This is a genomic window from Dickeya chrysanthemi NCPPB 402 (assembly GCF_000406105.1).
GTDB classification, from domain to species: Bacteria; Pseudomonadota; Gammaproteobacteria; order Enterobacterales; family Enterobacteriaceae; genus Dickeya; species Dickeya chrysanthemi.
Window position 1 is genome coordinate 381,049 of record NZ_CM001974.1, and the last position, 25,037, is coordinate 406,085.

The 25,037-nt window shown below is 49.6% G+C and carries 44 protein-coding genes; 38 read left to right on the plus strand and 6 right to left on the minus strand.

Going from position 1 to position 25,037, the window contains the following annotated elements; all coding sequences use genetic code 11:
- Nucleotides 1-128: 128 nt before the first annotated feature.
- From bfd to DCH402_RS20955, 32 genes are all read left to right on the plus strand, one after another.
- Nucleotides 129-323, plus strand: coding sequence for a bacterioferritin-associated ferredoxin (bfd, locus tag DCH402_RS01805; protein ID WP_039999318.1), 195 nt, complete (start codon nucleotides 129-131; stop codon nucleotides 321-323).
- Between the two features lie 74 nt (nucleotides 324-397).
- Nucleotides 398-871: a bacterioferritin gene (bfr, locus tag DCH402_RS01810; protein WP_012768100.1), complete on the plus strand. Its 474-nt coding sequence runs from the start codon at nucleotides 398-400 to the stop codon at nucleotides 869-871.
- Nucleotides 872-1,162: 291 nt separating this feature from the next.
- Nucleotides 1,163-1,474, plus strand: coding sequence for a 30S ribosomal protein S10 (gene rpsJ / locus DCH402_RS01815; protein WP_001181005.1), 312 nt, complete (start codon nucleotides 1,163-1,165; stop codon nucleotides 1,472-1,474).
- 32 nt (nucleotides 1,475-1,506) lie between these two features.
- Nucleotides 1,507-2,136 (plus strand): 50S ribosomal protein L3, encoded by a 630-nt coding sequence (gene rplC, locus DCH402_RS01820; protein ID WP_039999320.1) that lies wholly within the window; start codon nucleotides 1,507-1,509, stop codon nucleotides 2,134-2,136.
- 10 nt (nucleotides 2,137-2,146) lie between these two features.
- On the plus strand, nucleotides 2,147-2,752 hold the full coding sequence (rplD, locus tag DCH402_RS01825; protein ID WP_012764041.1) for a 50S ribosomal protein L4: 606 nt from the start codon (nucleotides 2,147-2,149) through the stop codon (nucleotides 2,750-2,752).
- Complete coding sequence (gene rplW, locus DCH402_RS01830) at nucleotides 2,749-3,051, plus strand: 50S ribosomal protein L23 (protein WP_024107520.1); 303 nt, start codon at nucleotides 2,749-2,751, stop codon at nucleotides 3,049-3,051. The genes rplD and rplW overlap by 4 nt, the downstream gene beginning before the upstream one ends.
- Nucleotides 3,052-3,068: 17 nt before the next feature.
- Nucleotides 3,069-3,890, plus strand: coding sequence for a 50S ribosomal protein L2 (gene rplB / locus DCH402_RS01835; RefSeq protein ID WP_012768103.1), 822 nt, complete (start codon nucleotides 3,069-3,071; stop codon nucleotides 3,888-3,890).
- A 16-nt stretch (nucleotides 3,891-3,906) separates the two neighbouring features.
- Complete coding sequence (gene rpsS, locus DCH402_RS01840; RefSeq protein ID WP_012764044.1) at nucleotides 3,907-4,185, plus strand: 30S ribosomal protein S19; 279 nt, start codon at nucleotides 3,907-3,909, stop codon at nucleotides 4,183-4,185.
- Nucleotides 4,186-4,199: 14 nt separating this feature from the next.
- Nucleotides 4,200-4,532, plus strand: coding sequence for a 50S ribosomal protein L22 (gene rplV, locus DCH402_RS01845; RefSeq protein ID WP_026741343.1), 333 nt, complete (start codon nucleotides 4,200-4,202; stop codon nucleotides 4,530-4,532).
- Nucleotides 4,533-4,549: 17 nt separating this feature from the next.
- Nucleotides 4,550-5,251 carry a 30S ribosomal protein S3 gene (gene rpsC, locus DCH402_RS01850; RefSeq protein ID WP_012768105.1) on the plus strand — a complete coding sequence of 234 codons (702 nt, stop codon included), beginning with the start codon at nucleotides 4,550-4,552 and terminating at the stop codon, nucleotides 5,249-5,251.
- A gap of 13 nt (nucleotides 5,252-5,264) precedes the next feature.
- On the plus strand, nucleotides 5,265-5,675 hold the full coding sequence (rplP, locus tag DCH402_RS01855) for a 50S ribosomal protein L16 (protein ID WP_012768106.1): 411 nt from the start codon (nucleotides 5,265-5,267) through the stop codon (nucleotides 5,673-5,675).
- Nucleotides 5,675-5,866, plus strand: a complete 192-nt coding sequence (gene rpmC, locus DCH402_RS01860; protein WP_012764048.1) for a 50S ribosomal protein L29 — start codon at nucleotides 5,675-5,677, stop codon at nucleotides 5,864-5,866. Before rplP ends, rpmC begins: the two co-directional genes overlap by 1 nt.
- Nucleotides 5,866-6,120, plus strand: coding sequence for a 30S ribosomal protein S17 (rpsQ, locus tag DCH402_RS01865; protein ID WP_035344537.1), 255 nt, complete (start codon nucleotides 5,866-5,868; stop codon nucleotides 6,118-6,120). The genes rpmC and rpsQ overlap by 1 nt, the downstream gene beginning before the upstream one ends.
- Nucleotides 6,121-6,285: 165 nt before the next feature.
- Complete coding sequence (rplN, locus tag DCH402_RS01870) at nucleotides 6,286-6,657, plus strand: 50S ribosomal protein L14 (RefSeq protein WP_012768108.1); 372 nt, start codon at nucleotides 6,286-6,288, stop codon at nucleotides 6,655-6,657.
- 10 nt (nucleotides 6,658-6,667) lie between these two features.
- Complete coding sequence (gene rplX / locus DCH402_RS01875) at nucleotides 6,668-6,982, plus strand: 50S ribosomal protein L24 (protein WP_012768109.1); 315 nt, start codon at nucleotides 6,668-6,670, stop codon at nucleotides 6,980-6,982.
- 14 nt (nucleotides 6,983-6,996) lie between these two features.
- On the plus strand, nucleotides 6,997-7,536 hold the full coding sequence (gene rplE, locus DCH402_RS01880) for a 50S ribosomal protein L5 (RefSeq protein WP_012768110.1): 540 nt from the start codon (nucleotides 6,997-6,999) through the stop codon (nucleotides 7,534-7,536).
- Nucleotides 7,537-7,549: 13 nt separating this feature from the next.
- A complete protein-coding gene (rpsN, locus tag DCH402_RS01885) occupies nucleotides 7,550-7,855 on the plus strand; it encodes a 30S ribosomal protein S14 (RefSeq protein ID WP_012768111.1) in 306 nt (101 codons plus the stop codon).
- A 33-nt stretch (nucleotides 7,856-7,888) separates the two neighbouring features.
- The gene (rpsH, locus tag DCH402_RS01890) at nucleotides 7,889-8,281 is read left to right on the plus strand and encodes a 30S ribosomal protein S8 (RefSeq protein WP_012768112.1); all 393 of its coding nucleotides are present in this window, start codon (nucleotides 7,889-7,891) and stop codon (nucleotides 8,279-8,281) included.
- A gap of 13 nt (nucleotides 8,282-8,294) precedes the next feature.
- Nucleotides 8,295-8,828: a 50S ribosomal protein L6 gene (gene rplF / locus DCH402_RS01895; RefSeq protein WP_012886342.1), complete on the plus strand. Its 534-nt coding sequence runs from the start codon at nucleotides 8,295-8,297 to the stop codon at nucleotides 8,826-8,828.
- A 9-nt stretch (nucleotides 8,829-8,837) separates the two neighbouring features.
- On the plus strand, nucleotides 8,838-9,191 hold the full coding sequence (gene rplR / locus DCH402_RS01900; protein WP_012768114.1) for a 50S ribosomal protein L18: 354 nt from the start codon (nucleotides 8,838-8,840) through the stop codon (nucleotides 9,189-9,191).
- A gap of 14 nt (nucleotides 9,192-9,205) precedes the next feature.
- Nucleotides 9,206-9,706, plus strand: a complete 501-nt coding sequence (gene rpsE / locus DCH402_RS01905; protein WP_012768115.1) for a 30S ribosomal protein S5 — start codon at nucleotides 9,206-9,208, stop codon at nucleotides 9,704-9,706.
- Between the two features lie 6 nt (nucleotides 9,707-9,712).
- Nucleotides 9,713-9,892 (plus strand): 50S ribosomal protein L30, encoded by a 180-nt coding sequence (gene rpmD / locus DCH402_RS01910; protein ID WP_004846568.1) that lies wholly within the window; start codon nucleotides 9,713-9,715, stop codon nucleotides 9,890-9,892.
- A gap of 3 nt (nucleotides 9,893-9,895) precedes the next feature.
- On the plus strand, nucleotides 9,896-10,330 hold the full coding sequence (gene rplO / locus DCH402_RS01915) for a 50S ribosomal protein L15 (RefSeq protein ID WP_012768116.1): 435 nt from the start codon (nucleotides 9,896-9,898) through the stop codon (nucleotides 10,328-10,330).
- A 7-nt stretch (nucleotides 10,331-10,337) separates the two neighbouring features.
- Nucleotides 10,338-11,669 (plus strand): preprotein translocase subunit SecY, encoded by a 1,332-nt coding sequence (gene secY, locus DCH402_RS01920; protein WP_039999328.1) that lies wholly within the window; start codon nucleotides 10,338-10,340, stop codon nucleotides 11,667-11,669.
- A 33-nt stretch (nucleotides 11,670-11,702) separates the two neighbouring features.
- Complete coding sequence (gene rpmJ / locus DCH402_RS20950; RefSeq protein ID WP_002227352.1) at nucleotides 11,703-11,819, plus strand: 50S ribosomal protein L36; 117 nt, start codon at nucleotides 11,703-11,705, stop codon at nucleotides 11,817-11,819.
- A 146-nt stretch (nucleotides 11,820-11,965) separates the two neighbouring features.
- Nucleotides 11,966-12,322 carry a 30S ribosomal protein S13 gene (rpsM, locus tag DCH402_RS01925; RefSeq protein ID WP_012768119.1) on the plus strand — a complete coding sequence of 119 codons (357 nt, stop codon included), beginning with the start codon at nucleotides 11,966-11,968 and terminating at the stop codon, nucleotides 12,320-12,322.
- A 16-nt stretch (nucleotides 12,323-12,338) separates the two neighbouring features.
- Nucleotides 12,339-12,728, plus strand: a complete 390-nt coding sequence (gene rpsK, locus DCH402_RS01930; protein ID WP_002919257.1) for a 30S ribosomal protein S11 — start codon at nucleotides 12,339-12,341, stop codon at nucleotides 12,726-12,728.
- Nucleotides 12,729-12,758: 30 nt separating this feature from the next.
- Complete coding sequence (gene rpsD, locus DCH402_RS01935) at nucleotides 12,759-13,379, plus strand: 30S ribosomal protein S4 (RefSeq protein WP_012768120.1); 621 nt, start codon at nucleotides 12,759-12,761, stop codon at nucleotides 13,377-13,379.
- Nucleotides 13,380-13,404: 25 nt separating this feature from the next.
- Nucleotides 13,405-14,394, plus strand: coding sequence for a DNA-directed RNA polymerase subunit alpha (locus DCH402_RS01940; protein WP_012768121.1), 990 nt, complete (start codon nucleotides 13,405-13,407; stop codon nucleotides 14,392-14,394).
- A 40-nt stretch (nucleotides 14,395-14,434) separates the two neighbouring features.
- A complete protein-coding gene (gene rplQ, locus DCH402_RS01945) occupies nucleotides 14,435-14,827 on the plus strand; it encodes a 50S ribosomal protein L17 (RefSeq protein WP_012768122.1) in 393 nt (130 codons plus the stop codon).
- Between the two features lie 128 nt (nucleotides 14,828-14,955).
- Nucleotides 14,956-15,345: a DnaJ family domain-containing protein gene (locus tag DCH402_RS01950; protein ID WP_039999331.1), complete on the plus strand. Its 390-nt coding sequence runs from the start codon at nucleotides 14,956-14,958 to the stop codon at nucleotides 15,343-15,345.
- A 57-nt stretch (nucleotides 15,346-15,402) separates the two neighbouring features.
- The gene (locus tag DCH402_RS20955; RefSeq protein ID WP_071604654.1) at nucleotides 15,403-15,627 is read left to right on the plus strand and encodes an alternative ribosome-rescue factor A; all 225 of its coding nucleotides are present in this window, start codon (nucleotides 15,403-15,405) and stop codon (nucleotides 15,625-15,627) included.
- Nucleotides 15,628-15,633: 6 nt separating this feature from the next.
- On the opposite strand, the gene mscL is transcribed toward DCH402_RS20955, so the two are convergent.
- The 5 genes from mscL to def form a co-directional block, all read right to left on the minus strand.
- A complete protein-coding gene (gene mscL / locus DCH402_RS01955; RefSeq protein WP_039999332.1) occupies nucleotides 15,634-16,059 on the minus strand; it encodes a large-conductance mechanosensitive channel protein MscL in 426 nt (141 codons plus the stop codon).
- A gap of 106 nt (nucleotides 16,060-16,165) precedes the next feature.
- On the minus strand, nucleotides 16,166-17,542 hold the full coding sequence (gene trkA, locus DCH402_RS01960) for a Trk system potassium transporter TrkA (RefSeq protein WP_039999334.1): 1,377 nt from the start codon (nucleotides 17,540-17,542) through the stop codon (nucleotides 16,166-16,168).
- A gap of 42 nt (nucleotides 17,543-17,584) precedes the next feature.
- Entirely contained in the window at nucleotides 17,585-18,880 is a 1,296-nt protein-coding gene (gene rsmB, locus DCH402_RS01965; RefSeq protein ID WP_039999335.1) for a 16S rRNA (cytosine(967)-C(5))-methyltransferase RsmB, read from the minus strand.
- Between the two features lie 60 nt (nucleotides 18,881-18,940).
- On the minus strand, nucleotides 18,941-19,882 hold the full coding sequence (fmt, locus tag DCH402_RS01970) for a methionyl-tRNA formyltransferase (protein WP_039999337.1): 942 nt from the start codon (nucleotides 19,880-19,882) through the stop codon (nucleotides 18,941-18,943).
- Nucleotides 19,883-19,920: 38 nt separating this feature from the next.
- Nucleotides 19,921-20,430, minus strand: coding sequence for a peptide deformylase (gene def / locus DCH402_RS01975; protein WP_012768129.1), 510 nt, complete (start codon nucleotides 20,428-20,430; stop codon nucleotides 19,921-19,923).
- Between the two features lie 113 nt (nucleotides 20,431-20,543).
- Here def and dprA point away from each other — a divergent pair, with 113 nt between their 5' ends.
- The 6 genes from dprA to DCH402_RS02005 are packed head-to-tail and all read left to right on the plus strand — an operon-like array spanning nucleotide 20,544 to nucleotide 24,377.
- Complete coding sequence (gene dprA / locus DCH402_RS01980) at nucleotides 20,544-21,677, plus strand: DNA-protecting protein DprA (RefSeq protein WP_040003302.1); 1,134 nt, start codon at nucleotides 20,544-20,546, stop codon at nucleotides 21,675-21,677.
- Nucleotides 21,649-22,122 (plus strand): DUF494 family protein, encoded by a 474-nt coding sequence (locus tag DCH402_RS01985; RefSeq protein WP_012768131.1) that lies wholly within the window; start codon nucleotides 21,649-21,651, stop codon nucleotides 22,120-22,122. Before dprA ends, DCH402_RS01985 begins: the two co-directional genes overlap by 29 nt.
- A 19-nt stretch (nucleotides 22,123-22,141) precedes the next feature.
- Entirely contained in the window at nucleotides 22,142-22,699 is a 558-nt protein-coding gene (locus tag DCH402_RS20960) for a DNA topoisomerase family protein (protein WP_071604655.1), read from the plus strand.
- Nucleotides 22,692-23,261, plus strand: coding sequence for an L-threonylcarbamoyladenylate synthase type 1 TsaC (gene tsaC, locus DCH402_RS01995; RefSeq protein ID WP_040003304.1), 570 nt, complete (start codon nucleotides 22,692-22,694; stop codon nucleotides 23,259-23,261). The genes DCH402_RS20960 and tsaC overlap by 8 nt, the downstream gene beginning before the upstream one ends.
- Before the next feature lie 19 nt (nucleotides 23,262-23,280).
- Nucleotides 23,281-24,111, plus strand: coding sequence for a shikimate dehydrogenase (aroE, locus tag DCH402_RS02000; protein ID WP_039999342.1), 831 nt, complete (start codon nucleotides 23,281-23,283; stop codon nucleotides 24,109-24,111).
- Nucleotides 24,108-24,377, plus strand: a complete 270-nt coding sequence (locus DCH402_RS02005; protein WP_039999343.1) for a DUF1488 family protein — start codon at nucleotides 24,108-24,110, stop codon at nucleotides 24,375-24,377. The genes aroE and DCH402_RS02005 overlap by 4 nt, the downstream gene beginning before the upstream one ends.
- A gap of 18 nt (nucleotides 24,378-24,395) precedes the next feature.
- Here DCH402_RS02005 and DCH402_RS02010 read toward each other — a convergent pair whose 3' ends face one another.
- Nucleotides 24,396-24,932, minus strand: coding sequence for a gamma carbonic anhydrase family protein (locus DCH402_RS02010; RefSeq protein ID WP_039999344.1), 537 nt, complete (start codon nucleotides 24,930-24,932; stop codon nucleotides 24,396-24,398).
- Nucleotides 24,933-25,037 lie beyond the last annotated feature (105 nt).

Below are 25,037 nucleotides of genomic sequence, written 5' to 3' on the forward strand. Positions count from 1 at the left end.
ATCGATAGCCGATGTAAAAATGAAAAGGGTACTTCGGTACCCTTTTTTATTACCTGATAGATAAATTGAAATAAAAACCATTCTTATTTACAATGCGGCAGGTTGATTAAAAAATGAGTTGCCCGCATATGTATGTCTGTTTGTGCAATGCCGTTTCCGATAAAGTCATCCGGCAGGTTGTGCGTCAGCACCAACCGCGGTCATTGAAACAGCTGAAGCAATTTGTGCCGATTGGAACGTCATGCGGTAAGTGCATCCGTCAGGCCAGGCTAATCCTGGAGGAAGAAACAGCAAAAAATGCTGAATTGCATCAAGTCGCGTAAGTGATAAAAGCATTCTTTTGACTCTGTGGTGACCGCTTCTACACTTTTTAATACTGGAGCGGAGGAGCAAAGTCATGAAAGGTGATAAAAAAGTCATTACACATCTGAATAAACTGTTGGGTAACGAGTTGGTTGCAATCAACCAGTATTTTCTTCATGCCCGCATGTTTAAAAACTGGGGACTCAAACGTCTTAACGATCATGAGTATCATGAGTCGATTGACGAAATGAAACATGCAGATCGTTACATTGAACGAATCCTGTTTCTGGAAGGTGTTCCTAACCTGCAAGACCTTGGCAAACTCAATATCGGTGAAGACGTAGAAGAGATGCTGCGTTCTGATCTTGCATTGGAACTTGAAGGCGCGAAGGATTTGCGTGAAGCGATCGCCTATGCTGATTCTGTGAGGGATTATGTCAGCCGCGATCTGATGATTGACGTGCTTGCCGACGAAGAAGAGCACATCGACTGGTTGGAAACCGAACTTGAGCTGATTGCTCGTCTGGGCATTCAAAACTACCTGCAAACGCAATTAAAAGAAGAATGATTTTTTTCCACCCGACAGTTGCTGTGAGACAGTTACTATTCAGCGGCCACCTGGTGAATAAAACATCAATTTGAACTTTCGATTGCTTCCTGAACGCATTTGCGTATAATGCGCGGGCCTACCTGAAATGGTAGGCCCGATTCGTATGAATCCGAAGGCTGGTACCCGATATCCGCCGAACAATACTCCCGATATGGGGGTTATGTACTGAACGATTACACTCTCCCATCAATCGTAATGGGTGCGAGTAGTAATTTTTTCCGTTTATAAAATAATTGGAGCTCTGGTCTCATGCAGAACCAAAGAATCCGTATCCGCCTGAAAGCGTTTGATCATCGTCTGATCGATCAATCAACTGCGGAAATCGTCGAGACTGCCAAGCGCACTGGTGCGCAGGTCCGTGGTCCGATCCCGCTGCCGACCCGCAAAGAGCGCTTTACCGTTCTGATCTCCCCGCACGTTAACAAAGACGCGCGCGATCAGTACGAGATTCGCACTCACAAGCGTCTGGTTGACATCGTTGAGCCAACCGAGAAAACCGTTGATGCTCTGATGCGTCTGGATCTGGCTGCCGGTGTAGACGTGCAGATCAGCCTGGGTTAATCAGGTCATTGAGCGATTGAGAGGTTGAAACAATGATTGGTTTAGTCGGTAAAAAAGTGGGTATGACCCGCATCTTCACTGAAGAAGGCGTTTCTATCCCCGTAACCGTAATCGAAATTGAAGCAAACCGTGTGACTCAGGTTAAAAGCCTGGAGAACGACGGATACCGTGCTGTCCAGGTCACTACCGGCGCTAAAAAAGCTAACCGTGTAACCAAGCCTGAAGCAGGTCACTTCGCTAAAGCTGGTGTAGAAGCTGGCCGCGTTCTGCGTGAATTCCGTCTGGCTGACAGCGAAGAATTTGCTGTAGGACAGGACATTAGCGTTGAAATTTTCGCTGACGTTAAGAAAGTAGACGTTACCGGTACTTCTAAAGGTAAAGGCTTTGCCGGTACCGTTAAGCGCTGGAACTTCCGCACTCAGGACGCTACCCACGGTAACTCCTTGTCTCACCGTGTTCCGGGTTCTATCGGTCAGAACCAGACTCCGGGCAAAGTGTTCAAAGGCAAGAAAATGGCAGGTCAGCTGGGTAACGAACGCGTAACCGTTCAGAGCCTGGACGTAGTACGTGTTGACGCTGAGCGTAACCTGCTGCTGGTTAAGGGTGCGGTCCCGGGTGCAACCGGTAGCGACCTGATCGTTAAACCGGCTGTGAAGGCGTGAGGAGATAGCAATGGAATTAGTATTGAAAGACGCGCAAAGCGCGCTGACTGTTTCCGAAACTACCTTCGGTCGTGATTTCAACGAAGCGCTGGTTCACCAGGTTGTTGTTGCTTATGCAGCAGGTGCCCGTCAAGGTACTCGCGCTCAGAAGACCCGTGCTGAAGTAACTGGTTCCGGTAAAAAACCGTGGCGTCAGAAAGGCACCGGCCGTGCGCGTTCTGGTTCTATCAAGAGCCCGATTTGGCGTTCTGGCGGCGTGACTTTCGCAGCCAAACCGCAGGATCACAGCCAGAAAGTAAACAAAAAGATGTACCGCGGCGCGCTGAAAAGCATTCTGTCCGAACTGGTACGTCAGGATCGTCTGATCGTTGTCGAGAAGTTCTCTGTTGAAGCGCCGAAAACCAAGTTGCTGGCTCAGAAACTGAAAGAACTGGCGCTGGATGACGTGCTGATCATCACCGGTGAGCTGGATGAGAACCTGTTCCTGGCCGCTCGTAACCTGTACAAGGTTGACGTGCGTGACGTGGCAGGTATCGATCCGGTAAGCCTGATCGCCTTCGACAAAGTGGTTATGACTGCTGATGCTGTTAAGCAAGTTGAGGAGATGCTGGCATGATTCGTGAAGAACGTCTGCTGAAAGTATTGCGCGCGCCGCACGTTTCTGAAAAAGCGTCTACTGCGATGGAAAAACATAACACCATCGTGCTCAAAGTTGCTAAAGACGCGACTAAAGCAGAAATCAAAGCTGCCGTGCAGAAACTGTTTGAAGTCGAAGTCAATGACGTACGTACCCTGGTTGTTAAAGGGAAAGTAAAACGTCACGGACAGCGTATCGGTCGTCGTAGCGACTGGAAAAAAGCTTACGTCACCCTGAAAGAAGGCCAGAATCTGGACTTCATCGGCGGCGCAGAGTAAGTCGGAGGAGTAATACAATGGCAGTTGTTAAATGTAAACCGACATCTCCGGGTCGTCGCCACGTTGTTAAAGTGGTTAACCCTGAGCTGCACAAGGGCAAACCGTTTGCTCCGTTGCTGGAAAAAAACAGCAAATCCGGTGGTCGTAACAACAATGGTCGCATCACCACTCGTCATATCGGTGGTGGTCACAAACAGCAGTACCGTATTGTTGACTTCAAACGCAACAAAGACGGTATTCCAGCTGTGGTTGAGCGTCTGGAGTACGATCCGAACCGTTCCGCGAACATCGCGCTGGTTCTGTACAAAGACGGCGAACGCCGTTACATCCTGGCGCCGAAAGGCCTGAAAGCAGGTGACCAGATTCAGTCTGGTGTTGATGCTGCAATCAAAACCGGTAATACCCTGCCGATGCGTAACATCCCGGTCGGTTCAACGGTTCACAACGTAGAAATGAAACCGGGTAAAGGCGGCCAGTTGGCGCGCTCTGCTGGTGCCTACGTTCAGATCGTTGCTCGTGAAGGTGCTTACGTTACCCTGCGTCTGCGCTCTGGCGAAATGCGTAAAGTCGAATCCGACTGCCGCGCAACGCTGGGCGAAGTCGGCAATGCCGAGCATATGCTGCGCGTTCTGGGTAAAGCAGGTGCTGCACGCTGGCGTGGTGTTCGTCCGACCGTTCGCGGTACGGCAATGAACCCGGTTGACCACCCGCACGGTGGTGGTGAAGGTCGTAACTTTGGTAAGCACCCGGTTACTCCGTGGGGCGTTCAGACCAAAGGTAAGAAGACCCGCAGCAACAAGCGTACTGATAAATTCATCGTACGTCGCCGTACTAAATAATTTTAGAGGATAAACCATGCCACGTTCTCTCAAGAAAGGTCCATTTATCGACCTGCACTTGCTGAAGAAGGTAGAGAAAGCGGTGGAAAGCGGTGACAAGAAGCCCCTGCGCACCTGGTCCCGTCGCTCAACGATCTTTCCAAACATGATCGGTTTGACCATCGCTGTCCATAATGGTCGTCAGCACGTTCCGGTATTCATCTCTGATGAGATGGTCGGTCACAAGCTGGGTGAATTCGCGCCGACTCGTACTTATCGCGGCCACGCGGCTGATAAAAAAGCCAAGAAAAAATAAGGTAGGAGGAAGAGATGGAAACTATCGCTAAACATCGCCATGCTCGTTCTTCTGCTCAGAAGGTTCGCCTGGTGGCTGACCTGATTCGCGGTAAGAAAGTGTCGCAAGCTCTGGAAATTCTGACCTATACCAACAAGAAAGCTGCTGGTTTGGTCAAAAAAGTACTGGAGTCTGCCATTGCTAACGCAGAACACAACGATGGCGCTGACATTGACGATCTGAAAGTTGCGAAAATTTTCGTAGACGAAGGCCCGAGCATGAAACGCATTATGCCGCGTGCTAAAGGTCGTGCGGATCGCATCCTGAAGCGTACCAGCCACATCACTGTGGTTGTGTCCGATCGCTGAGACTCTGGAGACTAGCAATGGGTCAGAAAGTACATCCTAATGGTATTCGCCTGGGTATTGTCAAAACTTGGAACTCTACCTGGTATGCAAATACCAAAGAATTCGCTGACAACCTGGACAGCGATTTTAAAGTTCGCCAGTACCTGAACAAGGAACTGGAGAAAGCTTCCGTTTCTCGCATCGTTATCGAGCGTCCGGCTAAAAGCATTCGTGTGACCATTCACACTGCTCGCCCGGGTATCGTTATCGGCAAGAAAGGTGAAGACGTTGAAAAACTGCGTAAGGGCGTAGCGGATATCGCTGGCGTTCCGGCGCAGATCAACATCGCTGAAGTTCGTAAGCCTGAACTGGACGCAAAACTGGTTGCCGACAGCATCACTTCTCAGCTGGAACGTCGTGTTATGTTCCGTCGCGCGATGAAGCGTGCTGTTCAGAACGCCATGCGTCTGGGCGCTAAAGGTATCAAAGTTGAAGTTAGTGGCCGTCTAGGCGGCGCCGAAATCGCACGTACCGAATGGTACCGCGAAGGTCGTGTTCCGTTGCACACACTGCGTGCTGACATTGACTATAACACCTCCGAAGCGCACACCACTTACGGTGTCATCGGTGTGAAAGTGTGGATCTTCAAAGGTGAGATCCTGGGTGGTATGGCTGCCGTTGAACAACCGGAAAAACCGGCTGCTCAACCGAAAAAGCAGCAGCGTAAAGGCCGCAAGTAAGGAGAGTCGCTGAATGTTACAACCAAAGCGTACAAAATTCCGTAAAGTGCACAAAGGCCGCAACCGTGGTCTGGCTGCAGGTACGGATGTGAGCTTCGGCACTTTCGGTCTGAAAGCTGTTGGCCGCGGTCGCCTGACTGCTCGTCAAATCGAAGCTGCTCGTCGTGCTATGACTCGTGCTGTTAAGCGTCAGGGTAAGATCTGGATCCGTGTATTCCCGGACAAACCGATCACTGAGAAACCGCTTGAAGTGCGTATGGGTAAAGGTAAAGGTAACGTGGAGTATTGGGTTGCCTTGATTCAGCCAGGTAAAGTCCTGTACGAAATGGACGGGGTGCCGGAAGAGTTAGCCCGCGAGGCATTCGAACTGGCAGCAGCGAAACTGCCGATCAAAACCACCTTTGTAACTAAGACGGTGATGTAATGAAAGCAAAAGAGCTGCGTGAAAAGAGCGTTGAAGAGCTGAATACCGAACTGCTCGGACTGCTGCGTGAACAGTTCAATCTGCGCATGCAGGCTGCCAGCGGTCAGCTGCAACAAACTCACCTGTTGAAGCAAGTGCGTCGTAATGTCGCACGCGTTAAGACTTTACTGACTGAGAAGGCGGGTGCGTAATGACCGATAAAATCCGTACTCTGCAAGGTCGTGTCGTTAGTGACAAGATGCAGAAATCTGCTGTTGTCGCTATTGAGCGTTTCGTGAAACACCCGATCTACGGTAAATTCATCAAACGCACGACCAAGCTGCACGTGCATGACGAGAACAACGAATGTGGAATTGGCGACGTGGTTGAAATCCGCGAATGCCGTCCGCTGTCCAAGACCAAATCCTGGACCTTGGTTCGCGTTGTAGAGAAAGCGGTTCTGTAATAGAGTGCTGCTCTTCTCTTGATAATAAACGGCTCTGTAAAGGGCCGTTTATTTTTTCTACCCACAGTCGATAAGTGGTGTTATAATGCTGCGCCCTCGATTCTGGGGTATTAATGACCCGCAAGGGTTCGAAAAGTAGTAGTTGACATTAGCGGAGCACTAAACATGATCCAAGAACAGACTATGCTGAATGTGGCCGATAACTCCGGTGCACGTCGCGTAATGTGTATCAAGGTTCTGGGTGGCTCGCACCGTCGCTACGCAGGCGTCGGCGACATCATCAAAATTACCATTAAGGAAGCAATTCCCCGCGGTAAGGTGAAAAAAGGCGATGTACTGAAGGCGGTAGTGGTGCGCACCAAGAAGGGTGTTCGTCGCCCTGACGGTTCTGTCGTTCGCTTCGATGGTAATGCATGCGTTATTCTGAACAATAACAGCGAGCAACCTATCGGTACGCGTATTTTTGGGCCGGTAACTCGTGAACTGCGTACTGAAAAGTTCATGAAAATTATCTCTCTGGCACCAGAAGTACTCTAAGGAGCGAATCATGGCAGCGAAAATCCGTCGTGATGACGAAGTTATCGTGCTGACTGGCAAAGATAAAGGCAAGCGCGGTAAGGTTAAGAACGTCCTGACTTCTGGTAAGGTCGTTGTTGAAGGTATCAACCTGGTTAAAAAACATCAGAAGCCGGTTCCGGCCCTGAATCAACCAGGCGGCATCGTTGAAAAAGAAGCTGCTATCCAGGTTTCTAACGTTGCAATCTTCAATGCGGCCACCGGCAAGGCGGATCGTGTAGGCTTTAGATTCGAAGACGGCAAAAAAGTCCGTTTCTTCAAGTCTAACAGCGAAACTATCAAGTAATTTGGAGTAGTACGATGGCGAAACTGCATGATTACTACAAAGACGAAGTGGTTAGCAAACTGATGACTCAGTTCAGCTACAATTCTGTCATGCAAGTCCCTCGGGTCGAGAAGATCACCCTGAACATGGGTGTTGGTGAAGCGATCGCTGACAAAAAACTGCTGGATAACGCAGCAGCTGATTTGACAGCTATCTCCGGTCAAAAACCGTTGATCACCAAAGCACGCAAATCTGTTGCAGGCTTCAAAATCCGCCAGGGCTATCCGATCGGCTGTAAAGTAACTCTGCGTGGCGAACGCATGTGGGAGTTCTTTGAGCGTCTGATTACCATTGCTGTACCGCGTATCCGCGACTTCCGCGGTCTGTCTTCGAAATCATTCGATGGACGTGGTAACTACAGCATGGGTGTGCGTGAGCAGATCATCTTCCCGGAAATCGACTATGACAAGGTCGATCGCGTTCGTGGTTTGGACATTACCATTACCACCACTGCGAAATCCGATGATGAAGGCCGTGCGCTGTTGGCCGCCTTTAACTTCCCGTTCCGCAAGTAAGGTAGGGTTACTAATGGCTAAGCAATCCATGAAAGCACGCGAAGTTAAACGCGTGAAATTAGCTGATAAATTCTTCGCCAAGCGCGTTGAGCTGAAAGCTATCATCTCCAATGTGAACTCATCCGACGAAGATCGTTGGGATGCTGTTCTCAAGCTGCAGACTCTGCCGCGTGATTCCAGCCCGTCCCGTCAGCGTAACCGCTGCCGCCAGACAGGTCGTCCGCACGCTTTCCTGCGGAAGTTCGGGTTGAGCCGTATCAAGGTCCGTGAAGCCGCCATGCGCGGTGAAATTCCGGGTCTGAAAAAGGCTAGCTGGTAATTGTCACCAATTGAATCACGGGAGTAAAGACAGATGAGCATGCAAGATCCGATCGCGGATATGCTGACCCGTATCCGTAACGGTCAGGCCGCGAACAAAGTTGCGGTCACCATGCCTTCCTCCAAGCTGAAAGTGGCAATTGCCAACGTGCTGAAGGAAGAAGGTTTTATTGAAGATTTTAAAGTTGAAGGCGACACCAAGCCTGAACTGGAACTGACTCTTAAGTATTTCCAGGGTAAGGCTGTTGTAGAAAGCATTCAGCGTATCAGCCGTCCTGGTCTGCGCATCTATAAACGCAAAGATGAGCTGCCGAAAGTTATGGCCGGTTTAGGTATTGCAGTTGTTTCTACCTCTAAAGGTGTGATGACTGATCGTGCAGCTCGCCAGGCTGGTCTTGGTGGCGAGATTATCTGCTACGTAGCTTAATCGGGAGGGAAGAATGTCTCGTGTTGCAAAAGCACCCGTCGTCATTCCTGCCGGCGTAGAGGTAAAACTCAACGGTCAGGATATTTCGATCAAGGGTAAAAATGGCGAGTTGGTTCGTGAGATCAATGCCGCTGTCGAAGTTAAACAAGCTGATAACGTGCTGACTTTCGCCCCGCGCGAAGGTTTTGCCGATGGCTGGGCTCAGGCCGGTACTACCCGTGCTCTGTTGAACAGCATGGTTATCGGTGTTACCGAAGGCTTCACCAAAAAGCTGCAATTGGTAGGTGTAGGTTATCGTGCAGCCGTGAAAGGTAATGTGGTGAATTTGGCCCTGGGCTTCTCTCACCCGATCGATCACGAACTGCCTGCAGGCATTACTGCTGAATGCCCGTCTCAGACTGAAATCGTACTGAAAGGTGCGGATAAACAGCTGATCGGTCAGGTAGCGGCTGACCTGCGTGCTTACCGTCGTCCTGAGCCTTACAAAGGCAAAGGTGTCCGTTACGCCGATGAAGTCGTGCGTACCAAAGAGGCTAAGAAGAAGTAAGGTAACACTATGGATAAGAAATCAGCTCGTATCCGTCGTGCAACCCGCGCACGTCGCAAAATCCGTGAATTGGGTGCGACTCGTCTGGTGGTACATCGTACCCCCCGCCATATTTATGCGCAGGTTATCGCACCGAACGGTTCTGAAGTCCTGGTAGCCGCTTCTACTGTAGAAAAAGCTATCGCTGAGCAATTGAAGTATACCGGTAACAAAGACGCGGCCGCAGCTGTTGGTAAAGCTGTTGCTGAACGCGCTCTGGAAAAAGGCATCAAGGGTGTGGCCTTTGACCGTTCCGGGTTCCAATATCATGGTCGAGTCCAGGCACTGGCAGATGCTGCCCGTGAAGCTGGCCTTCAGTTCTAAGGTAGAGGTGTAAGATGGCTCACATCGAAAAACAAGCTGGCGAACTGCAGGAAAAGCTGATCGCGGTAAATCGCGTATCTAAAACCGTTAAGGGTGGTCGTATTTTCTCCTTCACAGCACTGACTGTGGTAGGTGATGGTAACGGTCGCGTAGGTTTTGGTTACGGTAAAGCTCGCGAAGTTCCGGCAGCGATCCAGAAAGCGATGGAAAAAGCCCGTCGCAATATGATGAATGTCGCGCTGAACAACGGCACTCTGCAGCACCCGGTTAAAGGTGCGCACACAGGTTCTCGTGTGTTCATGCAGCCAGCTTCCGAAGGTACCGGTATCATCGCCGGTGGTGCAATGCGCGCCGTTCTGGAAGTTGCAGGGGTTCACAACGTATTGGCTAAGGCCTATGGTTCCACAAACCCGATTAACGTGGTTCGTGCAACTATCGATGGTCTGGCTAACATGAAGTCCCCGGAAATGGTCGCTGCCAAGCGTGGTAAATCCGTTGAAGACATTCTGGGGTAATTGACCATGGCAAAGACTATTAAAATTACTCAAACCCGTAGTGCAATCGGTCGTCTGCCGAAACACAAGGCAACGCTGCTTGGCCTGGGTCTGCGTCGTATTGGTCACACCGTTGAGCGCGAGGATACTCCTGCTGTTCGCGGTATGGTCAACGCGGTTTCCTACATGGTTAAAGTGGAGGAGTAACAGATGCGTTTGAATACTCTGTCTCCGGCCGAAGGCTCTAAACACGCGCCGAAGCGCTTAGGTCGCGGTATTGGTTCCGGCCTCGGTAAGACTGGTGGTCGCGGCGTCAAAGGTCAGAATTCTCGTTCTGGCGGTGGCGTACGTCGTGGCTTCGAAGGCGGTCAGATGCCTTTGTATCGTCGTCTGCCGAAGTTCGGCTTCACTTCTCGCAAAGCGATGATTACAGCGGAAATCCGTCTGTCTGATCTGGCTTGTGTGGAAGGCGATGTTGTTGATCTGAATACGCTGAAAGCTGCTAACGTCATCGGCGTTCAGATTGAATTCGCGAAAGTGATTCTGTCTGGCGAAGTTGCACGTCCGGTAACGATTCGTGGTCTGCGCGTCACCAAAGGCGCTCGTGCTGCTATCGAAGCTGCTGGCGGCAAAATTGAGGAATAAGTAGCAGATGGCTAAACAACCAGGATTAGATTTTCAAAGTGCTAAAGGCGGAGTTGGCGAACTGAAACGCAGACTGTTGTTTGTTATCGGTGCGTTGATTGTTTTCCGTATTGGCTCTTTTATTCCCATTCCTGGTATTGATGCCACTGTGCTTGCCAAATTGCTCGAACAACAGCGTGGCACCATCATTGAAATGTTTAACATGTTCTCTGGTGGTGCTTTAAGCCGCGCTTCAATTTTCGCACTGGGAATTATGCCGTATATTTCGGCATCCATTATCATCCAGTTATTGACAGTGGTTCACCCTGCACTGGCGGAAATTAAGAAGGAAGGGGAAGCTGGCCGACGTAAAATCAGCCAGTATACCCGCTACGGCACTCTGGTGTTGGGAATATTTCAGTCAATCGGTATTGCTACCGGTTTGCCGAATATGCCTGGAATGGAAGGTCTGGTAATGAATCCAGGCTTTGCATTTTATTTCACCGCTGTTGTCAGTCTGGTCACAGGGACCATGTTCCTGATGTGGCTGGGCGAGCAGATTACTGAGCGCGGTATCGGTAACGGTATCTCAATCATAATCTTTGCAGGTATTGTTGCGGGTTTACCGCCGGCTATTGGCCATACCATCGAGCAAGCGCGGCAAGGCGATCTGCACTTCCTCCTGTTGCTGTTGGTTGCAGTGCTGGTATTCGCTGTAACGTTCTTTGTGGTGTTTATCGAGCGTGGTCAACGTCGTATCGTTGTTAACTACGCCAAACGCCAGCAAGGACGTCGCGTATATGCAGCACAGAGTACGCATTTGCCACTGAAGGTGAACATGGCCGGTGTTATTCCAGCTATTTTTGCTTCCAGTATTATTCTGTTCCCCGCGACTATAGCATCTTGGTTTGGGGGCGGTACCGGTTGGAACTGGCTGACGACTATTTCGCTGTATCTGCAGCCAGGGCAACCGCTTTATGTGCTACTCTATGCATCTGCAATCATCTTCTTCTGTTTCTTCTATACCGCGTTGGTATTCAATCCGCGTGAAACAGCAGATAACCTGAAGAAGTCCGGTGCATTCGTGCCAGGAATTCGTCCGGGAGAGCAAACGGCGAAGTATATTGATAAAGTAATGACCCGCCTGACATTAGTTGGTGCGATGTATATTACCTTCATCTGCCTTATCCCGGAGTTCATGCGTGACGCAATGAAAGTGCCATTCTATTTCGGTGGAACGTCATTACTTATCGTTGTCGTTGTGATCATGGACTTTATGGCTCAAGTGCAAACGCTGCTGATGTCGAGTCAGTATGAGTCTGCATTGAAGAAGGCGAACCTGAAAGGCTATAGCCGCTGATTAGGTTAGCTTGAGAAGTTACGGAGAGTAAAAATGAAAGTTCGTGCTTCCGTCAAGAAATTATGTCGTAACTGTAAGATTGTTAAGCGTAACGGCGTCGTTCGCGTTATCTGCAGTGCCGAGCCGAAGCATAAACAGCGCCAAGGCTGATTATCTCGCATATTTTTCTTGCAAAGTTGGATTGAGCTGGCTAGATTAGCCAGCCAATCTTTTGTATGTAACTGCAATGTCATTTGAGTATCCTGAAAACGGGCTTTTCAGAATGGTATTGCTTTATAAAATTGTAGGAGTGCATAGTGGCCCGTATAGCAGGCATTAACATTCCTGATCATAAACATACCGTAATTGCATTAACTGCTATTTACGGCATCGGTAAAACCCGTTCCAAATCTATCTGTGCTGCAACGGGTATTGCTGAAGATGTTAAGATCAGTGAGCTGTCTGAAGAGCAAATCGATAAGCTGCGTGACGAAGTTGCCAAGTTTGTTGTAGAAGGCGATCTGCGTCGTGAAATCACCCTGAGCATCAAGCGCCTGATGGACCTTGGTACTTATCGTGGTTTGCGTCACCGTCGTGGTCTGCCGGTTCGCGGTCAGCGTACCAAGACTAACGCCCGTACCCGTAAGGGTCCGCGCAAACCGATCAAGAAATAATCGGGGTGATTGAATAATGGCAAAGGCACCTATTCGTGCACGTAAGCGTGTAAGAAAGCAAGTCTCTGACGGTGTGGCTCATATCCATGCTTCTTTCAACAACACCATCGTTACCATTACCGATCGTCAGGGTAATGCGTTGGGTTGGGCAACTGCCGGTGGTTCCGGTTTCCGTGGTTCTCGTAAATCCACTCCGTTCGCCGCTCAGGTAGCAGCAGAGCGCTGCGCTGAAGCTGTGAAAGAGTACGGTATCAAGAATCTGGAAGTTATGGTTAAAGGACCTGGTCCGGGCCGTGAGTCTACTATCCGCGCTCTGAACGCGGCTGGTTTCCGCATCACTAACATTACTGATGTGACTCCGATCCCTCATAACGGTTGTCGTCCGCCGAAAAAGCGTCGCGTGTAACGCCGCTTTTAGGATTGCTGGAGAAAGAAAATGGCAAGATATTTGGGTCCTAAGCTCAAGCTGAGCCGTCGTGAAGGCACCGACCTGTTTCTAAAGTCTGGTGTTCGTGCGATCGATTCCAAGTGTAAAATTGAACAAGCTCCTGGCCAGCACGGCGCACGTAAACCGCGTCTGTCTGACTATGGTGTACAGTTGCGTGAGAAGCAGAAAGTTCGCCGTATCTACGGTGTCCTGGAGCGTCAATTCCGTAACTACTACAAAGAAGCCGCTCGCCTGAAAGGCAATACAGGTGCAAACCTGTTGCAGTTGCTGGAAGGTCGTTTGGACAACGTTGTTTACCGTATGGGATTCGGCGCTACTCGTGCGGAAGCTCGTCAGCTGGTAAGTCATAAAGCTGTCATGGTAAACGGTCGCGTTGTTAACATCGCTTCTTATCAGGTATCTCCGAATGACGTAGTCAGCATCCGCGAGAAAGCGAAAAAGCAGTCTCGTGTTAAGGCCGCTCTGGAGCTGGCTGAACAGCGTGAAAAGCCAACTTGGCTGGAAGTTGATGCTGCCAAGATGGAAGGTGTGTTCAAGCGTATTCCTGAACGTACCGATCTGTCTGCGGACATTAATGAACACCTGATCGTCGAGCTTTACTCCAAGTAAAGCTTAGTACCAAAGAGAGGACACAATGCAGGGTTCTGTGACAGAGTTTCTAAAACCGCGCCTGGTAGATATCGAGCAAGTTAGTTCGACGCATGCCAAGGTGACCCTTGAGCCGTTAGAGCGGGGCTTCGGCCATACTCTTGGTAACGCACTGCGCCGTATTCTGCTTTCATCCATGCCTGGTTGCGCGGTGACCGAGGTTGAGATTGATGGTGTACTGCACGAGTACAGCACCAAAGAAGGCGTACAGGAAGATATCCTGGAAATCCTGCTCAACCTGAAAGGGCTGGCGGTGAGAGTTCAAGGCAAAGATGAAGTTATTCTTACCCTGAATAAATCTGGCATTGGCCCTGTGACTGCAGCCGACATCACCCATGACGGTGATGTCGAAATCGTCAAGCCACAGCATGTGATCTGCCATCTGACCGATGAGAATGCATCTATCAATATGCGTATCAAAGTTCAGCGTGGTCGTGGTTATGTGCCGGCGTCTGCCCGTATTCATACGGAAGAAGATGAGCGCCCGATCGGTCGTTTGTTAGTCGATGCTTGCTACAGCCCTGTTGAGCGTATCGCTTACAATGTTGAAGCAGCGCGTGTTGAACAGCGTACTGACCTGGACAAGCTGGTTATCGAGATGGAAACCAATGGTACGATCGATCCTGAAGAGGCGATCCGCCGTGCGGCAACCATTCTGGCTGAACAATTGGAAGCTTTCGTTGACTTACGTGATGTACGTCAGCCGGAAGTGAAAGAAGAGAAACCAGAATTCGATCCGATCCTGCTGCGCCCTGTTGACGATCTTGAATTGACTGTCCGCTCTGCTAACTGCCTCAAGGCAGAAGCTATCCACTACATCGGTGATCTGGTACAGCGTACCGAGGTTGAGTTGCTTAAAACGCCGAACCTGGGTAAAAAATCTCTTACTGAGATTAAAGACGTACTGGCTTCTCGTGGTCTGTCTCTGGGCATGCGCCTGGAAAACTGGCCGCCAGCAAGCATTGCTGATGAGTAACCGGATCACAGGTTAAGGTTTTACTGAGAAGGATAAGGTCATGCGCCATCGTAAGAGTGGTCGTCAACTGAACCGTAACAGCAGCCATCGCCAGGCTATGTTCCGTAACATGGCTGGTTCTTTGGTTCGTCATGAGATTATCAAGACGACCCTGCCGAAAGCGAAAGAGCTGCGTCGTGTTGTTGAACCGCTGATTACTCTTGCCAAGACCGACAGCGTTGCTAATCGTCGTCTGGCATTCGCCCGTACTCGTGACAACGAGATCGTGGCTAAACTGTTTAACGAACTGGGCCCGCGTTTCGCGAGCCGTGCTGGTGGTTACACTCGTATTCTGAAGTGTGGCTTCCGTGCTGGTGACAATGCGCCGATGGCATACATCGAGCTCGTTGATCGCGCAGTTTCTCAGACAGAAGAAGTTGCTGCTGCAGAGTAATTTGCACTAGCGTAGAAAAGCCGGGGAAACCCGGTTTTTTTACGTCCTTATTTTAGTCCTCCCACCGCTGTTCGAGTGCTTTTCAATCCACTATCATATGAACAAAATCTCGAGTGTGAGGTTGTGTTATGTTTCCTATTGATGAATGGGCTGAGCGCCATATACTCGAAGCACAAAAACGCGGAGAATTGGATCATTTATCGGGAAGCGGTAAGCCGCTTCAATTGGATGATAATAGCTCCGTCCCTGCTGAGTTACGCAGCGCATACCACTTGATGAAAAATTCGGGTTTTTTACCACCAGAGTTATCAGCTCGTAAGAACGCGTTGATGCTGGCAGATTTACTGCTCGCTACTGACCCCGCATCAAAAGAGTATGTTGAGTTATCCCGGCAGCTCAGGGCGATTGAGTTGCGTTTACAGCTTTCAGGCGTCAATACGGATTTTTTAAAAATGCCTTATCGGCACCAGCTGATGAGCCGGTTTGAGAAGAGTTTGCACCCTGATAAAGACGACTGACCTGTCGTTATAATACGGTTTTCTTACCAATGTTATATCTATCAAATGAGGTAATTTATGTCGAACTATCGCCATACTAAAGGTCGAATAACCGATAATGCACTCGAAGCATTGCTGCATGACCCCTTGTTTCGCCAACGTGTCGAGCAAAATGCCAAAGGTAAAGGAAGCTATCGACGCAAAGAGAAACATCAGAAAGTACAGAGTAAAAATTGGGAGGCCAGTGGTAAGAGAAATAACACTTTTACCACTGGCCTTCTGATTTGTTGTTTCAGTTGTTAAGGTCAGTTATGAATTTTTAGACTGGCTATCGATCTGCTGTTTGAGTAGATCTCTTATTTCTGTCAGGAGTTTTTCTTCTGCGGTGACTTTCTGCGGGGTATTCGGTTGTTCCTGTTGAGTGCGGCGTAATTTGTTCATGAGTTTAATGGCCATAAAAATGGCGAAGGCCACGATAACAAAATCGAAAATATTCTGAATGAATGTACCGTAGTTTATGCTGACGGCAGCAAGGTTACCCTGTGCTTCTCGTAAAACCCAATGGAACTGCTTGAAATCGACACCACCTATCAGTAACCCCAATGGCGGCATAATAATGTCCGATACCAGCGACGATACGATCTTCCCAAAAGCAGCGCCGATAATGACCCCTACAGCCAGGTCAACGACATTGCCGCGCATAGCGAATTCACGAAACTCTTTTATCAGGCTCATTGCATTATCTCCTGTTAAACCTTTTTTAATTCTAACAAGCGATAAAGAAATTACCAAAATGGCATATTACATAGGGCGTGGGTTAACACGCCCTGAGGAAAGGTTGTCAGAGGAAGAATGGGCTGGGTTGGAATAAACGCTCAACATCAGAGATATATTTCTTATCGGTTAGAAACATAATCACATGATCGCCCTGTTCGATCTGTAAATTATTATTAGCAATGATCACATCGTCGCCACGTACAATGGCACCAATAATTGTTCCTGGTGGAAGTTTGATATCGGCGATCATGCGGCCTACGACTTTTGATGTGCCCTCGTCGCCATGCGCAATAGCTTCAATGGCTTCAGCTACGCCACGCCGTAGCGATGAAACACTAACGATATCCGCTTTGCGAACATGACCCAGCAGGGCTGAGATAGTGGCCTGCTGGGGGGAAATGGCGACATCAATAACGCTCCCCTGAACCAGATCAACGTAGGCCTTACGCTGGATCAGGACCATAGCCTTTTTCGCTCCCATTCTTTTAGCCAACATTGCCGACATGATGTTAGCTTCATCATCGTTAGTAATAGCGATAAATACGTCGATCTGCTCGACATGTTCCTGTGCCAGTAATTCCTGATCAGAAGCATCACCGTGAAAAACAATGGTGTTTTGCAGGCGTTCAGCCAATTCAGCAGCTCGAAGCGCATCACGTTCTATCAGTTTAACGCTGTAATCCTTTTCAAGCTTACGGGCAAGACCTGAACCCACATTTCCACCGCCAACAATCATGATGCGTTTATAAGGCTTCTCAAGTCGTTGCATCTCGCTCATTACTGCCCGAATGTGCTGTGATGCAGCGATAAAGAATACTTCATCACCTGCTTCAATCACGGTTGAACCTTGCGGGCGAATGGGGCGATCATGTCGGAAAATCGCCGCAACTCGGGTTTCGATATGCGGCATGTGATCACGCATTGTCGCGATAGCATTGCCGACTAAAGGACCACCATAGTAAGCATTTACCGCGGCAATACTGACTTTTCCTTCAGCAAAATTAACGACCTGCAATGCTCCCGGATACTCGATCAATTTATAAATATTGTCGATCACCAACTGTTCCGGTGAAATCAGGTGGTCAATCGGTACGGCTTCCGCGTGAAATAATTGTTCTGATTCACGGATATATTCTGAAGCACGGATTCGCGCAATACGATTGGGCGTATTAAATAATGAATAAGCCACCTGGCAAGCTATCATGTTGGTTTCGTCGGAATTGGTTACGGCTATCAGCATATCCGCATCCTCTGCACCGGCTTCACGCAATACGCGTGGATGGGAAGCATAGCCAGTCACCACGCGTAGATCGAATTTGTCCTGAAGCTGGCGTAGCCGAGTGGTATTCGTATCCACAACGGTAATATCGTTATTTTCACCCGACAGATTTTCTGCCAGCGTTCCGCCAACCTGACCTGCACCAAGAATAATTATCTTCATCGTAATGTCTGCCGTGTCTGTTTCTGTCGGGGGTTCTGTAGGCTATTGACCGCTTTTTACCAGCTTCGCATAAAAGAAACCATCACCATCTTCCGGCATGGGTAACACCTGAATCCCTGGCGATATTGTGTTCCCTGTCTCGGCCAGTATTGCATCGGGATGATGTTGCAAAAAAGCAGCTATCTGTTGGCTGTTTTCTTCCGGCAACACTGAACACGTAGCGTAAACCAGCGTACCGCCATTTTTTAGTCGGGGCCAGATAGCTTCCAGGATCGCCCGTTGTAGCGATGCCAACTCGGCGATATCACTATCGCGACGCAGCCACTTAATGTCTGGATGCCGACGAATGACGCCGGTGGCGGAACACGGCGCATCAAGCAAAATGCGGTCAAAACACTGGTCGGCGCACCATGCTTCTGGCGTTCTGCCATCACCACATTTGACATCAGCATGCAAACGAAGGCGCTGCAAATTTTCTTTGACCCGTTTCAAACGCTGTTCATCAACATCGACGGCAAGTACGCGCGCATGCGGAACTGCTTCAAGTATATGCGTTGTTTTACCTCCAGGGGCTGCGCAGAGGTCGAGAATATCTTCGTGATTCTTCGGCGACAGCCAGTGAATACAACCCTGTGCCGAAGCATCCTGTACGGTGACCCAGCCTTGATCAAATCCCGGTAGTCCGCCGACGGCACAAGGGGTAATCAGCCTGATGGCATCGGTATAAAATGGATGAGGGTGGGCTTCAATCCCTTTTTCCTGTAGTAGAACCAGATAGGCTTCACGGGAATGGTGAAGCCGATTGACCCTTAACCACATCGGGGGGTGTTGATTGTTTGCGTCGATAATTTGTTCCCACTGGTCAGGGTAGGCTTTTTTTAGCCGTTGCAGTAACCAGTCGGGGTGTGAATAACGTGCAGTATTATTTTGCAATCGTTGCTGTAATTCTTCCTGTTGGCGTTGAAACTGGCGCAGAACACCGTTAATCAATCCCTTTAATTGCGGGCGTTTCAGTGTTACTGCCGCATTGACGGTCTCTGCCAGTGCTGCATGTGGAGGAATGCGGGTATGAATAAGCTGATAAATGCCAACCATCAATAGATAGTGCAGAACCTTCTGTTTGCCTGTCAGCGGTTTTGCCATCAGTTGGCGGAGATACCAATCTAACTGAGGTAGCAAACGTAATACGCCGAAGCAGATCTCTTGCAACAAGCCGCGATCTTTTTCACTGATGTCGCGCTGGAACACGGGGAGTAATTGGCTAAGTGATTGCCCTTGTTCAACAACTTGTACAAGAACGGTGGCGGCGATGCTACGAAGATTGTATGTGCTTTTCATCGGTTCAGAATGGATAGGAGGACAACGGAGGTACCGACATATCGAGTCGGTACCGTGGTATCAAGCTAATGTGCTGCCAGGGGTGAACCATTCACGGCGAGAATTCAGCAAGTCCTGTGCAGACATGGCTTTCTTGCCAGAGGGCTGGAGAATTTGAATATTGAGTACGCCATCGGTGGTTGCTACCCGAATACCTTCTTTATCTGCAGCAAGTACGGTGCCCGGCAGTTGTTGGTGCGAAATGTCCAGCACTTCCGCCTTCCATACTTTAACCGGCTGCTCCCCAACCATAAAATAGCTGACGGGCCAGGGATTGAACGCTCGGATACAACGCTCTAGTTGCTCGGCAGACAAGCGCCAGTCCAGACGTGCTTCTTCTTTGCTGAGCTTTTCGGCATAGGTTGCCAGGCTATCATCCTGAGCTGCTGCGGTGACTTGAGAGGCGGATAGTTGCGTCAGCGTATGCAGTAACCCCTGAGGGCCTAGGTTTGCCAGCTTGTCATAAAGCGTTGCACTGGTGTCGTCCGGTAGAATCGGACACTCGATTTTGTGAAGCATGGCACCGGTATCCAATCCTGCGTCCATCTGCATGATCGTAATTCCAGTTAGCCGATCGCCTGCCCAGAGTGCGCGTTGTATCGGCGCCGCGCCACGCCAGCGTGGTAATAGCGAGCCATGCACATTGATGCATCCCAGACGAGGCATATCCAGAACCGCTTGTGGCAGGATAAGGCCGTAGGCAACCACAACCATTACATCAGCGCTAAGTTCCGCCACTAGTTGCTGACTTTCGCTGGGCCGTAACGATTTGGGCTGGAATACCGGGAGATTGTGTTGCTCAGCCAGCACTTTTACCGGGCTAGGAGTCAGCTTATTACCGCGCCCAGCAGGTCGATCCGGCTGAGTGAATACACCGACAATCTCATGTTCAGACGACAGCAAAGCAGCAAGGTGCTGTGCGGCGAAATCCGGGGTTCCTGCGAAAATAATGCGTAATGACACGTGGTTTCCTGTCTGGATAGAGGTTTTACGATACTGTTTTATGCTTTGCTGTTTTGTCTGGCCAATTTTTCCAGCTTTTGGCGAATACGCTGACGCTTCAGCGGTGACAGATAGTCGACAAACAATTTACCAATCAAATGGTCCATTTCATGCTGAATGCAGATTGCCAGTAACCCGTCGGCTTCGAGTTCAAATGGTTTACCTTCACGATCCAAGGCTCGTACTTTGACATGCTCTGCTCGTGGAACCAGTGCGCGTGTTTCTGGAATGGACAAACAGCCCTCTTCAATTCCGGTATCACCGGATTTTTCCAGTAATTCCGGATTAATCAGTACTAGTCGCTGATCCCGTTCTTCCGAAACGTCGATCACAATGATGCGCTGGTGGATATCAACTTGTGTGGCGGCAAGGCCAATACCTTCTTCCTCGTACATCGTGTCGAACATATCGTCCACGATACGCTGAATTTCCGCATTAACTTCTTTTACCGGCTTTGCCTGAATGCGAAGCCGCTCATCGGGAAAATGTAATACTTGCAAGACTGACATATAGGTTTAGATCTGTATTCAGGTGGTTAGAATGCTCCAACCTTTATTGTAGACATTTCCGAGGGGGATTGACAGCATCACCGGACATGGTACTGCAGGATGCGGAATGGGATATGACTGATACGGAAATCTGGTTGCGCCTGGCTTCGGTGAAAGGTTTCGGCGGTAAGCGGTGTGCGATGCTATTCGATAAATTGAAGGCTGAAAGCACGTATTCAGCAGGATATTTGAAATCGCTGGGATTCAATGGAGATCAGGTTGAGCAATTTTCCTCACTAAATACGCCTGATATTCAGAACACGCTACAGTGGCTGGAAAATCGGGATCATCACCTGGTAACCTTTAACAGCAGCGGTTATCCCCCTTTACTCAGTAATATTGCTTCTCCTCCGGTGTGTTTGTACGTCGCCGGCGATATTAACGTGTTGTCATCCCCTCAGATCGCTGTGGTTGGTAGTCGCAACAATAGCGCTTATGGCGAGCAATGGGGGCATTTTTTCAGCGAGCAACTCAGCTTAAATCACTTAACGATAACCAGTGGATTAGCCGTTGGCATTGATGGCATTGCCCATCATGCTGCCCTGAATGCAGGAGGCATAACGGTTGCAGTATTGGGAAGCGGCTTAAACCAGCTTTATCCTCGCCGGCATCAGGCTCTGGCTGATGCTATTGTGGTTAAAGGTGGGGCGCTTGTATCGGAGTTTCCCTTACATACTAAACCGTTACCGATAAATTTCCCACGTAGAAACCGCATCATTAGCGGATTAAGTTTGGGTGTTCTGGTAGTGGAAGCATCAATGCGCAGTGGCTCATTGGTAACTGCGCGTTATGCATTGGAACAGAATCGTGAGGTATTTGCCCTTCCTGGCCCGATTGGGAACCCGATGACGGAAGGTAACCATTGGCTGATACAACAAGGTGCCAGCCTGGTTACTCAGCCCAAAGACATTTTTGAACAACTCCATAATGGGTTGCGATGGTTTGCCGATATTCCCAATGAGGGGATTGCGGAAATTATTTGTTCAACGGAGGGTGAACTGGAATTGCCATTTGCTGATGTGTTGGCTACCGTAGGAGATGAGGTTACACCTGTTGACGTTGTCGCTGAACGTGCCGGCCAACCTGTGCCAGAGGTGGTGAGTAAGTTACTGGATCTGGAGTTAGCAGGGTGGATCGCAGCTGTACCCGGCGGCTATGTCCGTATAAGGAGGGCAGGCCATGTTCGACGTACTCATGTACTTGTTTGAAACTTACATCCACAATGAAACCGAAATGCGTGTCGATCAAGATACGTTGACTGATGACCTCACCCGCGCGGGATTCGATCGTGATGATATCTACAGCGCGTTAGACTGGCTGGAAAAATTGGCTGACCTGCAGGAAGGGCAAACCCCGCCTCTGGCGCTGGCCAGCGACCCTCTGGCGTTGCGCATCTACACTGCTGAAGAAGAGCAGCGTTTGGATGTGGATTGCCGCGGTTTTTTGCTGTTTCTTGAGCAAATCCAAGTGCTCAATCTGGAAACCCGAGAAATGGTTATTGATCGGGTAATGGCACTCGAAACACAGGATTTTGACCTTGAAGATCTGAAATGGGTCATATTGATGGTGTTGTTCAATGTGCCCGGTTGTGAAAGTGCTTATCAGCAAATGGAAGATTTACTCTTTGAGGTTAATGAAGGGTATCTGCAGTAGTTTGGAATCAGAGTAAATCATGAACAAAACCCTTGTTGCTGAAAAGAATCAGCAGGTGTGCCCTGAATGTGGGGCCGTGCTGGTTATCCGTTCTGGGCAGCACGGCCTTTTTCTTGGCTGTTCGCGTTATCCTGAATGCCGCTATATCCGGTCGCTTAAAGCCAATGCCGATGGACATGTGGTAAAAGTGCTGGATGGTCACTATTGCCCCCGTTGCCAATCGACACTCGTGTTGCGTCAAGGTCGCTATGGCATGTTCATTGGTTGTAGTAACTATCCGGAATGTGATCATACAGAGGCGATTGATCGTCCGGATGAGACAGCCTTGATATGCCCTCAATGTCGTGAAGGCCGATTGCTGCAGCGCAAGTCTCGTTACGGTAAGACGTTTCACGCCTGTGAGCGCTACCCCGTTTGTCAGTTCACGCTTAATTACAAGCCGATCGCGGGGGAATGTGGGTATTGCCATTATCCATTATTGATAGAGAAGAAAACGGCACAAGGCATTAGGCATTTTTGTGCCAGTAAATTGTGTGGAAAGCTTGTATCCGCTGAAGAACATCATTGTGATGAGTAATGTAAATTCTGAAGAGTTAACCTTGTTGCTGAAGCAACTGCGGGAAGAAAGTGTGATCGCCTACCCAACGGAGGCGGTATTTGGACTCGGATGCGATCCTGACAGTGAAATGGCGGTAGAACGCTTACTGGTGCTGAAACAACGCCCACGTGAGAAAGGGCTGATTCTTATCGCAGCGGATTTTCGGCAACTGGAGCCTTACGTGGAAATGGCCGCTTTATCTGATGCGCAACGTCAGGCTATTTTTGCTACCTGGCCGGGACCGGTTACTTGGGTGATTCCAGCCAAAACGTCTACGCCGGATTGGTTGACTGGTCGCTTCAATTCGCTGGCAGTGCGTGTTAGTGATCATCCGCTGGTGAGACAGTTGTGTCTGGCATTTGGCAAGCCGCTGGTTTCCACCAGCGCGAATTTAACCGGTCAGCCGCCGTGTCGCACCGTAAGCGAAGTGGTGAGGCAGTTTGGGGAGGGTTTTCCTGTCCTGAATGGGTGCGTTGGCGGTCGTTTGAACCCGTCTGAGATTCGTGATGCTCTGACTGGGGAAATGCTGCGTCAAGGCTAGTAAATACTGGAGAATAAAGGTGCCCGTGAGTCAATCTTTTGCGGTTTTTGGTCATCCTATCGCGCATAGCAAATCGCCGCGTATTCATTCGCTATTTGCTGAGCAAACGGGAATTTCGCTGACCTACGAGCGCATTCTTGCGCCGTTGGATGGTTTTGAGGGCAGCCTGAAAACGTTTTTTCAGCGTGGTGCATGTGGTGCCAATGTGACGGCACCATTCAAAGAGCGTGCATGTGCGGCTATGGATGAATTGAGCGAGCGTGCTCGCTCTGCTGGTGCGGTCAATACGATTCAAAAGAAAGGTGATGGTTCGCTTTATGGTGATAATACCGACGGCATAGGTCTGCTGAGTGATTTGCAGCAGAATGCATTTATCCAGCCTCATTATCGAGTGTTGTTGGTCGGGGCGGGTGGTGCTGCACGCGGTGTTATTCAACCTTTGCTTGCATACGGGTGTGAGTTAGTTATCGCTAACCGAACATTTGCCAGAGCTGGCGCGCTGGCTGAGCATTTTGGCCATTACGGTCAGGTGAGTGCGTTGTCGATGGATGCATTGAGTGACGACCATCGTTTTGATTTGATTATCAATGCTACGTCATCAGGGGTAATGGGTGATATCCCTGATCTACCTGTGTCTCTGATTTCTCCTGATGTATGTTGCTATGACCTGTTTTATCAGGCCGAGCCGACTCCTTTTTTGACGTGGTGTATCCAACAAGGGGCACAACGGTATGTTGATGGAATGGGAATGTTGGTCTGGCAGGCGGCACATGCGTTCAGTTTGTGGCACGGTATCATGCCGGACGCTGTGCCGGTAATTCGTAAAATGAAGCAGGAACTGGGGGAATGAATCAGGCGATTCAGTTTCCTGAGCGGGAATGGTGGAGCGATCATGATGAAGCGATCATCTTTCCGGTACTGGTCGGCGGGTTCCAACGCGAGTGTGTGATCAGGCGATATATCCTGCTTGAACGATATGGTGACGCTCGCCCGGAACAGTGGCTGTCACTGTTTCGTGAACATCGCTGGGATTGGGAGGATGAGTTCGAACGTCTAATTCGTGATAATGAATATGATGAGCAAGGGCGCTTTCTGTTTAGTGATGAAACTCATTGATAAAAAGCGCCAATTGCTTCATTGGTTCAGGTATTCGTCTTTCCAGCGTACATAGTTACTGGAGGAATAAAGTAGCCCTTCCAGCTCTTGTTCTGTCAATGGGCGGATCTTTTTTGCCGGGCTGCCGAGGTAAAGATAGCCTTTCTCTAGCGTTTTCCCTGGTGAAACCAGGCTGCCGGCGCCAATGATGACGTCATCTTCAACAGTGACGCCATCAAGAAGAATTGAACTCATACCCACCAAGACGCGATTGCCGATGGTGCAACCATGCAACATGGCTTTGTGCCCGACAGTGACATCTTCCCCGATAATTAATGGGTTCCCATGCCCGTTTTTTTCCGAACGGTGGGTCACATGCAAAACGCTGCCATCCTGAATATTGGTGCGCGAGCCGATTCGAATGAGGTTGACATCACCCCTGATGACCACCAGCGGCCAAATGCTCACATCATCTGCCAGTGTGACTTCCCCAATAACCACACTGGAAGGATCCACCATGACGTTTTTACCGATAACAGGCCGCGTTCCTTTGAATGGGCGTAATGTCTCGGACATATGCCGTACTCTCCTAAAGTTAATGTGATGGATCCCAGATCTTTGGCGGATCCGGCGTTATTGCTCAGAAAATAGCGTTGCCTGCGCAATAACTCAACGTAAAGG